9 protein-coding genes are annotated in these 13178 nt (G+C 61.9%); 2 read left to right on the top strand and 7 right to left on the bottom strand.

Annotation, left to right across the window (positions count from 1 at the left end; genetic code table 11):
- From KCX70_RS09105 to leuC, 6 genes are all read right to left on the bottom strand, one after another.
- On the bottom strand, window positions 1-2706 hold the full coding sequence (locus KCX70_RS09105) for a FimV family protein (RefSeq protein ID WP_212619978.1): 2706 nt from the start codon (window positions 2704-2706) through the stop codon (window positions 1-3).
- Between the two features lie 486 nt (window positions 2707-3192).
- Entirely contained in the window at window positions 3193-4305 is a 1113-nt protein-coding gene (asd, locus tag KCX70_RS09100) for an aspartate-semialdehyde dehydrogenase (RefSeq protein ID WP_102850936.1), read from the bottom strand.
- Window positions 4306-4488: 183 nt separating this feature from the next.
- Window positions 4489-5571: a 3-isopropylmalate dehydrogenase gene (leuB, locus tag KCX70_RS09095; protein ID WP_021208067.1), complete on the bottom strand. Its 1083-nt coding sequence runs from the start codon at window positions 5569-5571 to the stop codon at window positions 4489-4491.
- Between the two features lie 38 nt (window positions 5572-5609).
- Window positions 5610-6374 carry a class I SAM-dependent methyltransferase gene (locus KCX70_RS09090; RefSeq protein ID WP_212619977.1) on the bottom strand — a complete coding sequence of 255 codons (765 nt, stop codon included), beginning with the start codon at window positions 6372-6374 and terminating at the stop codon, window positions 5610-5612.
- 36 nt (window positions 6375-6410) lie between these two features.
- Window positions 6411-7058 (bottom strand): 3-isopropylmalate dehydratase small subunit, encoded by a 648-nt coding sequence (gene leuD, locus KCX70_RS09085; RefSeq protein WP_021208069.1) that lies wholly within the window; start codon window positions 7056-7058, stop codon window positions 6411-6413.
- A gap of 10 nt (window positions 7059-7068) precedes the next feature.
- Complete coding sequence (leuC, locus tag KCX70_RS09080; protein WP_212619976.1) at window positions 7069-8496, bottom strand: 3-isopropylmalate dehydratase large subunit; 1428 nt, start codon at window positions 8494-8496, stop codon at window positions 7069-7071.
- Between the two features lie 169 nt (window positions 8497-8665).
- On the opposite strand from leuC, the gene KCX70_RS09075 reads away from it, so the two are divergent.
- Both KCX70_RS09075 and KCX70_RS09070 read left to right on the top strand, forming a co-directional pair.
- Entirely contained in the window at window positions 8666-9532 is an 867-nt protein-coding gene (locus KCX70_RS09075) for a LysR family transcriptional regulator (protein ID WP_212619975.1), read from the top strand.
- Between the two features lie 125 nt (window positions 9533-9657).
- Window positions 9658-12555, top strand: coding sequence for an EAL domain-containing protein (locus KCX70_RS09070; protein WP_212619974.1), 2898 nt, complete (start codon window positions 9658-9660; stop codon window positions 12553-12555).
- 78 nt (window positions 12556-12633) lie between these two features.
- Here KCX70_RS09070 and KCX70_RS09065 read toward each other — a convergent pair whose 3' ends face one another.
- Window positions 12634-13080 carry an Hsp20 family protein gene (locus tag KCX70_RS09065; protein ID WP_212619973.1) on the bottom strand — a complete coding sequence of 149 codons (447 nt, stop codon included), beginning with the start codon at window positions 13078-13080 and terminating at the stop codon, window positions 12634-12636.
- Window positions 13081-13178: the final 98 nt, after the last annotated feature.

Genomic DNA, 13178 nt, shown 5'->3' with positions numbered 1-13178 from the left:
TCAGGCGAGCTTAGCGAGCATGTCGCGCGCCTCCTGCTGCTGGCTGTCGCTCCCCTCGCTCATCACCTCATCAAGAATATCGCGGGCGCCTTCCGCGTCCCCCATGTCGATGTAGGCACGGGCGAGGTCCAACTTCGTGGTGGTCTCATCCGTATCGGCGAAGAAATCGAAGTCCTCGTCGAGCGCGTCGGATACTGGTGCTACGGGCTCCTCCCCAGCGTCGGCAGCCGTCGGCTGATCCAGCGGCTCGGCCAAATCGCGGGACAGATCGTCAAGCTCGGCCTCGACCTCCTCCAGCTCGGACGAGAAGGCGTCCGGACGAGCAGGCTCGCCAACTTCGTCATCCAGCGACAGATCGAACTCGTCCGGCATGTCTGCCGGTTGCGCGGGCTCGGACAAGCCGAAATCGAAATCGTCGGTCTGCTCGGAGGTTTCCGAAACAGGCGGCTGGTTCAGGCTTGCGGCGGGTTGCTCATCGAGTGCAACGGTAGGCTCATCATCCAGGTCGAGCGAGAAGCCGGCCAGCTCGTCTTCCAACGACGTCGGATCCGACTTGGGCTCGTCCAGATCGAACGAGAAGTCATTCTCGGTCTGCTCCTGAGAAGCGGCTTCCAGATTGAGCTCATCGAAATTGAACGACTCCAGCCCCGAGGTGCTGTCGTCGGTCGGCGCGAGCGCATTGTCTGTCAGCCCATCGTCCAGTTCCAGGTCGTCCAGGTTCAGGTCGAAAGAATTCTCAGCAGCTTCCGCGTTGGCAGCGGCAGGCTCGTCAAGCTCCAGGTCGTCCAGGTTGAGACTATCGAAGTCATCATTGCCCGCCGACGCGGCGGCCACGAAACCGGCACCTGCCGCAGCTGCGATTGCAGGGTAGCGAGCCTTGATCTGCTCGATCGCCGTCGCGGATCCGCCGATCTCCCGAAGCTCGGCTTCCTGACGAGCGAAGCCGTCACGATCGCCGAGTTCGGCATAGACCTCCATGAGCTTCAACCGCAGATCGCTGCGCTGCGGCTCGTCATTCAGGGCGTTCTGCAGCAGATCCGCAGCCTGGTTGAAGCGTCCGTAGGCGATGTAGATGTCGGCTTCCGCCAATGGATCGCTGCTCACGCCGGCAAGCGGATCAGCAGTCTGCTCCGCAACCGGCACAGCCCCCTGATCGAGCGGCTCGACTTGGGAGGAGTCTTGCTGTTCCACGTAGAAGGTATCTGGAGACTCATCGGCGAGCAGGCTCTCCTGCAGCTCGGCCTCCTTCATCGCGTTGCGGCGAGACAGTGCCATCAATCCGACCAGCAGAAGCAGCAAAGCACTGCCACCCAGCACACCGAGCAGAATAGGATTGCCTAACAGCTCATCGATGTAACTATCGGGTTCCGACTGAGCAGGCGCCTCGGTAACTGCCGGCGCCGGAGCTGCTGGCGCCTTCGCAACGGGCTTCTCTGCCGGTTCCGCGGGTTTCTGCGCTGCAGGGGCGTCGGCTGCAGCTTCAGGCTTCACTGGCTCGGATGCCGCCTCGTTCGTGCTCGGCGTCGCGGCCGCTTCATCAACACTGCCTTCGACCGAACCGGACGGCGCCGCTGCGCCTGCATCCGACTCCGCGCCAGTCGCCAACTGAGCCTGCAACTTGGCAAGCTGATCATCCTTGAGCTGCATCAGGCGCTGCAGCTTGTCCAGCTGGCTTTGCAAATCGTTGAGGCGATCCTTGAGGTCCAGATTCTCACGGCGACTGGAGTCGAGGCTCTCCTCGGTGAGCGCGAGCTTGTCACGCAGCGCTCGAGACTCGTCTGCGGCACCTGCCTCGCTACCGGCGGTGGACTTGCCGGTTTCCGGCGCAACCAGGCGTAGACTATCGCCCTGCTCACTACGGGTTGGCGCAGCGCCGGCCGAGCCACGCTGCGTAGCGTCGAGTTGGCGAGCACCAGCCGGCGCAGCCGCTGCCTGTCGCCAGCTGGCATTTTGCTGCGCCACCTGCTGGATGGCCTCGGCCTGGGAGCGACGGCCAATTTGCTCGGCATTTGGCAGGCGCAACACCTGGCCATTCTTCATTCGATTGATGTTGCCGCCAATGAAGGCGTTCGGGTTCAGATCCTGAATGGCCAGCATGGTCTGATGCACGGTGCCGCCCTGCCGTGCGCGCTCGGCGATCTCCCAGAGCGTATCGTTCGGCGTGACCTTGTATTGCTCGCCCTGCTGACTGGAACCGCCGGAAGGCAACTGCACGGCTGGCGGCGTCGCTCGCGGGGCAGCCGGACGAGATACGGGTGCCGCAATCGGTAACTGCGGTGCGACCGCGGCTGCAATTTCAGGAGAATAGAGCGGCGGATCGAGCAGCAGGGTGTATTCGCGCAGGAGCCGGCCGCTCGGCCAGATCACCTCGATGAGGAAGTTCAGGTAGGGCTCGCGAACCGGCTTGGTCGACGACACCCGTATGACGCTTTTGCCGTCCGGGCGCAAAACGGGGGTAAAGGTAAGGTCCGTCAGAAAGTATTGGCGATCGACACCTGCCCGATTGAAATCCTCTGCGGATGCCAGCACCGGCACGACTTCGCCTGGGGCCAGTGATTTAGCATCCAGAAGTTCGATTTCAGCTACCAGCGGTTGATTCAACGCAGACTTTAACGTGACCTCTCCCAGCCCCAGCGCATAAGCCATTTCGGACGTCAGCGCGGTAGCAGCCGCGATTGCCAGCACCAGATTGCGAACCCGAACCATTATGTAAATCCCTTGTTTTAACTTTTCTCGGATCTTCGAGAGGGTCTTATAGTCACTGCCTGCGCCCGCCGTATGGCGGTCCCCCGTCAGCGATTAAGCCTAAACAGCATCGTAGCTAGAATAGTTCTTCTAATTTCCCAGTAAGTATCTTTTACAGATAGTGTTTTATCAACAACTCACCAGACCGCACGCCATAGCCGTTCACGCCTTTTGTCAAGTTATCAGACACAATCCACAAATTAGGTCGGCACTGCTCGACTGACAGCACGAGGTCCCTGCAAGCGGGATTCGCCCCACCACCCGAACGCCTCGACCGAGAGGCGCACTCTAGCCGAAACCCCTTTTGGCACCGAGCAATTAAGCCTTAGCCCGATGAAACGCGTGTACCAGCAACGCAGTCTTTCGCTCACAGCGACTCACATGAGGTTCATGCAAAAAAAAAGCGCCGCGGCGATGCCGAGGCGCTTTTGTCTGCCTTCTACACGTTCATCGTTCTAGCAGAATGCGCAGCATGCGGCGCAGCGGCTCGGCAGCGCCCCAGAGTAGCTGGTCGCCGACGGTAAATGCGCCGAGATAATGCGAACCCATGTTCAACTTGCGCAGACGCCCCACCGGAACGCTCAAGGTACCGGTCACCGAGGTAGGACTCAGCTCCTGCATGCTCGCGTCACGATGGTTCGGCACGAGCTTAACCCATGGGTTGTGCTGGCTGATCATGCCTTCGATGTCCGAAATGGGCACATCCTTGTTCAGCTTGATGGTCAGAGCCTGGCTATGGCAGCGCATCGCGCCGACACGTACACAGATGCCGTCCACCGGAATCGGGCTCTTGAAGCGGCCCAGGATCTTGTTGGTTTCCGCCTGCGCCTTCCACTCTTCGCGGCTCTGGCCGTTCGGCAGCTCCTTGTCGATGTAGGGGATCAGGCTGCCGGCCAGCGGTACGCCGAAATTATCGACCGGGAAGGCCTCGGAGCGCTGGCACTCGGCGACCTTGCGATCGATTTCGAGGATAGCGCTGGCCGGGTCGGCGAGCTCATCGGCGACCGATGCGTTGATGCTGCCCATCTGCTTGATGAGTTCGCGCATGTTCTGCGCGCCAGCGCCGGAGGCCGCCTGATAGGTCATGGCGCTCATCCAGTCGACCAGGCCGTGCTCGAACAGGCCGCCAAGCCCCATCAGCATCAGGCTGACCGTGCAGTTACCGCCGATATAGTTGAGCGTGCCGGCGTCCAGCTGATGGTCGATCACCTTGCGGTTGACCGGATCGAGCACGATGACGGCGTCGTCATGCATGCGCAGCGTCGACGCGGCATCGATCCAGTAGCCCTTCCAGCCGGCCTCGCGCAGCTTCGGGAAAACTTCGCTGGTGTAGTCACCGCCCTGGCAGGTGAGGATCACGTCGAGCGACTTCAGCTCATCGATGCTATAGGCATCCTTGAGCGGGGCAATGTCCTTGCCGATCGAGGGGCCCTGACCGCCTACGTTGGAGGTGGTGAAGAACACTGGCTCGATGAGGTCGAAATCCCGCTCTTCCAGCATTCGCTGCATGAGCACGGAACCGACCATGCCGCGCCAACCGATCAGACCTACACGTTTCATCGCAACTACCTATATATATGTATGGCCTGCCTGGCAGGCCGTCGATAACAAAATACGCTTTCGGGTTCGAAAGCGAGGGCGCGCCGTACCGTGGCACCGCAACGCCTCGCCATCACTCGGCGTCTTCCGCCTAGCCGTCGCCCGCAAGCTCTGTCAACGGCCGGTGCAATGGGACCCGAGAGATTACAACTTCGCGAGCGCCGCGACTACTGCGTCACCCATTGCTTGAGTATTGGCCTTCTTGCAGCCGTCGGACCAGATATCGCCTGTACGCAGCCCCTCGTCGAGCACATTGCTGACGGCCTGCTCGATGGCGTCCGCGGCGGCGACCTGATTGAAGCTGTAACGCAGCATCATCGAAACCGAAAGAATGGTTGCCAACGGATTGGCGATACCCTGGCCTGCGATATCCGGTGCCGAGCCATGGCAGGGCTCGTACATGCCCTTGTTGTTCGAATCGAGTGAAGCAGACGGCAGCATGCCGATGGAGCCGGTCAGCATGGAAGCTTCGTCCGACAGGATGTCGCCGAACATGTTGTCGGTCACGATCACGTCGAATTGCTTCGGTGCGCGCACCAGTTGCATCGCCGCGTTGTCGACGTACATATGGCTGAGTTCGACATCGGGGTAGTCCTTCGCAACCTCTTCCACCACGGCGCGCCACAGCTGGCTGGACGCCAGGACGTTGGCCTTGTCCACCGAGCAGAGCTTCTTGCCACGAACGCGGGCCATGTCGAAACCGACCCTGGCGATCCGGCGGATTTCGCTCTCGCTGTAAGGCAGGGTATCGAAGGCCATGCGCTCGCCGTTCTCCAGCACCTTGCTCTCGCGCGGCTGACCAAAATAGATACCGCCGGTCAGTTCACGGACGATAAGAATATCCAGCCCGGCAACGATTTCAGGCTTCAGGCTGGAGGCTTCGGCCAGCTGCGGGTACAGCAGCGCCGGGCGCAGATTGCCGAACAGGCCGAGCTGCGAACGGATTTTCAACAGCCCCCGCTCCGGACGGATGGCAGGGTCGATGGTGTCCCACTTCGGGCCACCGACGGCGCCGAGCAGGATGGCATCGGCTGCGCGAGCACGCTCCAGCGTCTCGTCGGCCAGGGGCACACCGTACTTGTCGATCGCCGCCCCGCCCAACTCGTCGTAGCTCAGTTGCAAGTCGAGCTGAAACTTGTCATTGGCGAGCTGCAGCACCTTGACCGCTTCGGCCATGATTTCCGGACCGATGCCATCACCGGGAAGAATCAGAATCTGTTTGCTCATCGTGCTCTCTCGTTAGGCGCATGAACGCCAGGTTGGGATCAACGCCCGGCCCAGATCAGCAACACGTCGGTGCTGAACGAGCCGTCGTCGGCAATTTCAAAATAGGCGCGGACCTCTTGGCTGGCCTCGCGCTGCAACTGGCGAATAGCGGCGCGGAACACCTCGGGCGTCCGCATCCTCTCGACCCAGGACCGGTACTCGAGCCGCAAGCGCTGTAGCTTGCCGGAGGTGACCTGCAGCCCCGCTTCACCCAGCTGACGAGCCCACTCGGCCGGCGAGTAGTCACGAACATGACTGTTGTCGCGCAGCAGCTCGACGGCCTGCAAATGGGTGTCGTGCAGCGGCAAGCCGGGCGCGACGACATCGACGAAGGCTGCCACGCCGCCCGGTTTGAGCACACGCCGCACCTCACGCAACGCCTGGCCAAGATCGCTCCAGTGGTGGGCCGAGTAACGACTGACGACGAAATCGAAACGGCCATCCTCGAACGGCAGTTGCTCGGCCGCACCATGCACCGTCTCGATGTTATCCAGCCCTCGCGCCTGCGCTGCATGCGTAACCACATTGAGCATCTGCTGGGACAGGTCGTACGCGATCACCTTGCCTACTGTCGGGGCCAGGTGGAAGGACACATGCCCGGCACCGCACCCCAGGTCGAGCAGCTGCGCGTCGCCGCGGCCCTCCACCGCAGCCAGCAGCTCGCCGAACTCGGGACCTTGCGCATGCACCGCACTGCTCAGGTAGGCGTTGGCCTGCTCCCCGAACTGCTTTTGTACTACCTGGCTATGAGCGTTATCGTTCACGCGAGACTCCTTGGTTGGCGAGCGATCAGCAACCGGTTAACGGATAGCGCCGAACAGCCATGGCTGACGCTGCTGATGACCGTTTTCGAAGGCCTTGATCGCCTCCGCGTCCTGCAGGGTCAGGCCAATATCGTCCAGCCCGTTGAGCAGGCAGTGCTTGCGAAACGCGTCGACCTCGAAGCCGTACTGCACGCCATCCGGGCGCGTTACCGTCTGCGCCGCCAGATCCACGGTGAGCTGATAGCCCTCGGTGGCCTCTGCCTGCTCGAACAGCGCATCCACTTCCTCTTCCTTCAGCACGATCGGCAGCAAGCCGTTCTTGAAGCTGTTGTTGTAGAAGATATCGGCGAAGCTCGGCGCGATGATGGCCCGGAAACCGTATTCCTCGAGTGCCCAAGGCGCATGCTCACGGGACGAGCCGCAACCGAAGTTTTCGCGCGCCAGCAGCACGCTCGCGCCTTGGTAACGCGGGAAGTTGAGCACGAACTCCTTGTTCAGCGGCCGGGTCGAGCAATCCTGGTTGGGCTGGCCCACATCGAGATAGCGCCACTCATCGAAGAGGTTGGGACCGAATCCGGTGCGCTTGATCGATTTCAGGAATTGCTTGGGAATGATCTGGTCGGTGTCCACGTTCGCCCGATCGAGCGGCGCTACGAGACCGGTGTGCTGGGTAAATGGCTTCATGTCGGTCTCCTCAGGCCTGGATCAATTCACGCACATCGACGAAACGGCCGGTCACGGCGGCCGCCGCGGCCATGGCCGGGCTGACCAGATGCGTCCGGCCGCCGGCACCCTGCCGGCCTTCGAAGTTGCGATTGGATGTGGACGCACAATGTTCGCCACTGCCCAGCTTGTCGGGGTTCATGGCCAGGCACATGGAGCAGCCCGGCTCGCGCCATTCGAAACCGGCTTCGAGGAACACTTTGTCCAGCCCTTCCGCTTCGGCCTGCTGCTTCACCAGGCCCGAGCCCGGCACGACCATCGCCTGCTTGACGGTAGCCGCCACCTTGCGGCCTTTCGCCACCTCGGCCGCCGCGCGCAGGTCTTCGATGCGCGAGTTGGTGCACGAACCAATGAAAACCCGGTCGAGCTGAATCTCAGTGATCGGCTGGTTGGCCCGCAGGCCCATGTATTTGAGCGCCCGGGTGATCGAGTCGCGCTTGACCGGATCGGCTTCGGCAGCCGGGTCCGGCACGTTCTGGTCGACGGCCAGTACCATCTCCGGCGAAGTGCCCCAGCTGACCTGCGGCTTGATGTCTTCGGCCTTCAGCTCAACCACGGTATCGAACACCGCATCGGCATCGGAGACCAGGTCTTTCCAGGCGGCGACGGCGCGCTCCCAGTCGGCGCCCTTCGGCGCGTACGGCCGCCCTTCGACATAAGCGATGGTCTTCTCGTCGACCGCGACCATACCCACGCGCGCACCGGCCTCGATGGACATGTTGCAGATGGTCATGCGGCCTTCCATAGACAGATCGCAGATGGCGCTGCCGGCGAATTCCAGTGCATGTCCGTTGCCGCCCGCTGTGCCGATCTTGCCGATCACGGCGAGGACGATGTCCTTGGCGGTCACGCCGAAGGGCAGCTTGCCCTCGACCCGCACCTGCATGTTCTTCATCTTCTTCGCCACCAGGCATTGGGTGGCCAGCACATGCTCGACCTCCGAGGTGCCGATGCCATGAGCCAGCGCGCCGAAAGCGCCGTGTGTCGAGGTGTGCGAGTCACCGCAGACCACCGTCATGCCAGGCAGGGTTGCGCCCTGCTCCGGGCCGATCACGTGCACGATGCCCTGACGGATGTCATTCATCTTGAATTCGAGAATGCCGAAGTCATCGCAGTTCTCGTCGAGGGTCTGCACCTGGATGCGCGATACCTCGTCGGCGATGGCTTCCAGACCGCCCTGGCGTTCGCCCTTGGTGGTCGGCACGTTGTGATCCGGCGTGGCGATGTTGGCGTCGATACGCCAAGGCTTGCGTCCAGCCAGACGCAACCCCTCGAACGCCTGCGGCGAGGTCACTTCGTGAAGAATGTGGCGATCGATGTAGATCAGCGACGAGCCATCATCGCGACGTTTGACCTCGTGCATTTCCCAGAGCTTGTCGTAGAGCGTTTTGCCGGCCATCGGACTTTCCTCATCAGTACGTCGGGCTATAGCCCTTTTGCTTATGGGGTGAATGCTATGGCGCGCGGTCGAATTACTCAAATTCATATTTTTCATTCAAACCATTCCGGGCAGGAATAACATAAGCTGTACGCAACGAGCTTTCCTCAAGTCACGCCGGAGCAGCCCGATGGACCTTGCCGCCCTCAACGCCTTCATAGCTATTGCCGAGACGGGAAGCTTCTCGCTGGCAGCAGAACGCCTGCACCTGACCCAGCCGGCGGTCAGCAAACGCCTGGCCGCGCTGGAGTCGCAACTGAACGTCCGGTTGTTCGATCGACTGGGACGCGATATCGGCCTGACCGAGGCCGGCAGAGCGCTGCTTCCGCGCGCCTACCAGATTCTCAATGTACTGGACGATACCCGCCGCGCATTGACCAATCTCAACGGCGACATCAGCGGTCGACTATCTCTGGCGACCAGCCACCACATCGGCCTGCACCGTCTGCCACCTTTGTTGCGTGCGTTCACCCGCGCCTATCCCCAGGTCAACCTGGACATTCGCTTTCTCGATTCGGAAATTGCGTACGACGAAGTGCTGCACGGGCGCGCGGAGCTGGCCGTGATCACGCTCGCGCCGCAAACGGCCGCGCCGGTTCGAGCCCGCAAGGTCTGGGATGATCCGCTCGACTTCGTGGTGGCGCCCGAACATCCGCTGGCAAGAATGCCCGAAGCCAGCCTGGCAGACATTGCCCACTATCCCGCGGTGTTTCCGGGCGGCAATACCTTTACCCACCATATCGCCCAGCGGCTGTTCGAGCGCGAGGGTCTGGTGCCGAACATCGCGATGAGCACCAACTACATGGAGACGATCAAGATGATGGTGTCCATCGGCATCGCCTGGAGCGTGCTGCCACGCACGATGCTCGATGACCAGGTGGTGCGTCTGCCCGTGCCGGGTGTTCAGCTGTCGCGGCAGCTCGGTTACATCACCCACACCGAGCGCACCCTGTCCAATGCGGCGAAGGCGTTCATGGCACTGCTGGAAGCCGACTAACCGCACTTGCACTTTGCCATTAGCTACGGATAAGTTCGCCGCACAACTATAAGGTTCTGGGAATCCCATGAGCATCGCCTGCCGACCGAAGCGCGACGTCTGGCTCCACCCGATCGAGGCCGTTCATGCTGCCACCTGAGTCCGCGAACGATATTGGCGCAAGCGAAGCGGCCAAACCCTGGCGAGACGCCACGCGACTGCTGTCGATGCTCAGCGATGCGGGATTCGGCATCTGGTCCTGGGATCTTCAGCGGGGCGTCATGCACGGCTCTGCCGGCACCGGCCGCCTGTTGGGGCTCGATGAGTCTCTCGCTGAAATATCCCTGGAGCACTACCTGGCGCTGGTCGTCGAGGACGATCGCGCCGATGTCGAGGCCATTGCCCGCTCGGTGCGTGCAGGCAACGACACGCGCCTGCGTATCCGCCACCGGGTGCGCCTACCGGACGCCAGCGTACGCTGGCTGGAAATAGAGGGCCTGCCCCAGGCCGCCGAAACGGAGCCGGCGGTCCTGGTCGGTACCGTGCGCGACATCACCGAGCAGCATATCCAGGCCCAGGCACTGGAAGACAGCCAGGAACGTCTCGAGCTGGCGCTCGCCTCGGCGGAGCTGGGCTACTGGGAGTGGCATATCCCCAGTGACCGGCTTTATGCATCGGCCCGCGCATCGGAACTGCATGGAATTGTCGAAGGTCCGTTCGACGGATCGTTTCGTGAGTTCTTCCGCAGCGTCGCGCCGAATAACCGCCAGACCATGCGTGAAGCGTACAGCGACCTGCTTGCCGGACGGCACCAGACCTACCAGACGACCTACCAGGCGCAACATCCAAACGGCACGGCGCGGCATCTGGAAAGCACCGCCAAGCTGTATCGGGATGCTCACGGCGAGCCGCTGCGGATGGCGGGGATCATCATCGATGCCACCGAAAGGGTGCTGCGCGAACAACACCTCGCCGCCTCCGAAGCCAAATTCTCCGCGTTGTTCCAGGGCAGCCCCGACCCTATCTCGCTTTCGCGCATCCGCGACGGCGTGTTCATCGATATCAACCCCAGCTTCAGCGCCGTATTCGGTTGGCAGAGCCACGAGATCATCGGGCGCTCGGCTCCGGAAATCGGCATCTGGCGCGACGAGGCGCAGCGCCAGTCGCTTTACCAACAGATGTCGCGCGATCAGCACCTGGAAAACGCCGAGGCGCAATTTCGCACCAAGAGCGGCCAGCACGTCACATGCGTGGTCTCCAGCCGCTTCATCCGGATCGATCGACGGCTGTGCATCGTCACCACCTTCCGAGACATAACCAAGCGCCAGCAGGCCGAAGCTGCGCTGAAGGTGAGCGAGACCAAATTCGCCACTGCGTTCCACTCCAGCCCTGACGCCATCATCATCAGCGAACGCCGCACCGGCCGCTTCATCGAAGCCAACGAGGGTTTCTACCGCCTGACCGGCTACCGCTCGGAGGAGGCCATCGGTCGGACCTCTGCGGAGCTGAAACTCTGGCCAGGGGCACAACGCCAGGAACTACTCGAGAGGCTGGAGCGCGACGGCCGCGTGACCAACTGGGAAATGGTCGGCCAGGACCGCCACGGCAAGCCCAGGCATATCGAAGTATCGGTCGAGCCGATCGAGCTCAACGGCACCGACTGCCTGTTGCTGTCCGCTCGCGACATCAGCCGCCTGAAAGCCGCTCGCGCGCAGATCCAGCACCTTGCCTACCATGATCCGCTGACCAACCTGCCCAACCGCACGCTGCTGATGGAACGCCTGAACCAGCAAGCGTCGCTGCACAAGCGGCACAACATGCGCGGCGCCCTGCTCTTTCTCGATCTCGATCACTTCAAGCACATTAACGATTCGCTAGGGCACCCGGTCGGCGATGCTGTCCTGAAGATGATCACCGCGCGCCTGGAAGCCAGTATTCGCCAGGAAGACACCGTCGCCCGCCTTGGCGGCGACGAATTCGTAGTGCTGCTGACCGGCCTGACCGGCAGGCGCTCGGAGGTCACCCGGCATGTTCGCCAGTTCGCCGAAAAGCTGCGAACCCTGCTCGCCGAACCGATGGTCTTCGAGGGGAACCGACTGCAGGTCACGCCGAGCATCGGCATTGCATTGATGCCGGATCACGGTGAAACGCCGGCCGACCTGCTGAAGCGCGCCGATATAGCCCTTTACCGGGCCAAGGATGCCGGGCGCAACGCCATCCAGCTGTTCCGTACCACCATGCAGGAGGCCGCCAGTGCGCGTCTGAAGCTGGAAAGCGAGCTGCGTCTGGCGCTGCAGCGCAACGAATTCGAGCTACAGCTGCAACCGCAGGTCAATGCGCGCTCCGGTGCGGTGATCGGCGCCGAAGTTCTGCTGCGCTGGCACCACCCGGAGCATGGCACCCGGTCGCCGGCTCAGTTCATCGATGTGCTGGAGGAAAGCGGCCTGATCGTCGAGGTCGGCGACTGGGTCATAAAAGAGGCCTGCCGGATCGGCGCTGCGTTGCTGGCCAACCGCCTGGTGAACGCCGACAGCTTCAGCCTGTGCGTCAATATCAGTCCGCGCCAGTTTCGCCAGAGTGAGTTCGTCGAGCGCATCCTCGCGACGCTCAAGACCACCAATCTGCCACACGAGATGATCAAGCTGGAAATCACCGAAGGCATCGTGATCCAGAACCTCGACGACACCATCGCCAAAATGCGCCGCCTCTGCCGGCACGGCGTGAGCTTCGCCATGGATGACTTCGGCACGGGCTACTCCTCACTGACCTACCTGAAGCGTCTGCCGGTGAACCTGTTGAAGATCGACCAATCGTTCGTGCGCGATGCCCTGGAGGACTCGAACGACGCGGAGATCATCCGCGCCATCATCGCGATGGCGCGAAGCCTAGGCCTGGAAGTCATTGCCGAAGGCGTCGAGCAACAGGCTCAGCTCGATCTGCTGCAACTTCAGGGATGCCATCTGTATCAGGGTTATCTGTTCAGCCAGCCGCTACGCCTGACGGTCTTCTGCCAGTTGCTGGAAGCTCACTCGTCACGCCGCTGATCGGCATCTGAGAAAACGAAACCCCGCCGGGCGGCGGGGTTCGTCATCAGTCAACGGAGCGCCTCAGGCGCCCGTGGATCAGGCCTCTTCCAGCGCCAGACGCTCGCCGTTGATCGGGATGCGCTTGGGCTTGGCTTCCTCGGGCACGACGCGCTCGAGCTCGATCGCCAGCAGGCCGTTGTTGAGCGCAGCGCCTTTGACCTCTATATGGTCGGCAAGGCGGAACGAGAGCTTGAATGCTCGCTGGGCGATACCCTGATGCAAGTAGGTGACGTTATCGCCCGCGCTCTCGCGCTTGCCGCCGCTGATGGTCAGCACGCCACGCTCGACTTGCAGGTCCAGGTCGGACTCCTGGAAACCGGCAGCTGCTACGATGATGCGGTACTGATCATCGCCATGCTTTTCCACGTTGTAGGGCGGAAACGAGCTGCCCGCGTCATTGCGCAAGGCCGACTCGAACAGATCGTTGAAACGATCGAAGCCAATGGATTGGCGAAACAGTGGAGCCATCGAAAAACTGGTCATTTTGCTATCTCCTGAGATTCAGCGAGTGGTTACACAGGACCCGAATTCGGCATCCTGTATCGCCCTAGATAGGTATTGGCCGATCCATTTCAAGACCG

It is taken from the genome of Stutzerimonas stutzeri (assembly GCF_018138085.1).
Lineage (GTDB): Bacteria > Pseudomonadota > Gammaproteobacteria > Pseudomonadales > Pseudomonadaceae > Stutzerimonas > Stutzerimonas stutzeri_AI.
The sequence above is the reverse complement of the archived record's forward strand: the minus strand, read 5'-3'. Positions and strand labels throughout refer to the sequence as shown.

Bases quoted from the DNA above. Each gene is read 5' to 3' on its own strand.
- KCX70_RS09070 (WP_212619974.1), top strand. From the start codon at position 9,658: ATGCTGCCACCTGAGTCCGCGAACGATATTGGCGCAAGCGAAGCGGCC.
- KCX70_RS09065 (WP_212619973.1), bottom strand. From the start codon at position 13,080: ATGACCAGTTTTTCGATGGCTCCACTGTTTCGCCAATCCATTGGCTTC.
- KCX70_RS09105 (WP_212619978.1), bottom strand. From the start codon at position 2,706: ATGGTTCGGGTTCGCAATCTGGTGCTGGCAATCGCGGCTGCTACCGCG.
- leuD (WP_021208069.1), bottom strand. From the start codon at position 7,058: ATGAAGCCATTTACCCAGCACACCGGTCTCGTAGCGCCGCTCGATCGG.
- KCX70_RS09075 (WP_212619975.1), top strand. From the start codon at position 8,666: ATGGACCTTGCCGCCCTCAACGCCTTCATAGCTATTGCCGAGACGGGA.
- leuB (WP_021208067.1), bottom strand. From the start codon at position 5,571: ATGAGCAAACAGATTCTGATTCTTCCCGGTGATGGCATCGGTCCGGAA.
- asd (WP_102850936.1), bottom strand. From the start codon at position 4,305: ATGAAACGTGTAGGTCTGATCGGTTGGCGCGGCATGGTCGGTTCCGTG.
- leuC (WP_212619976.1), bottom strand. From the start codon at position 8,496: ATGGCCGGCAAAACGCTCTACGACAAGCTCTGGGAAATGCACGAGGTC.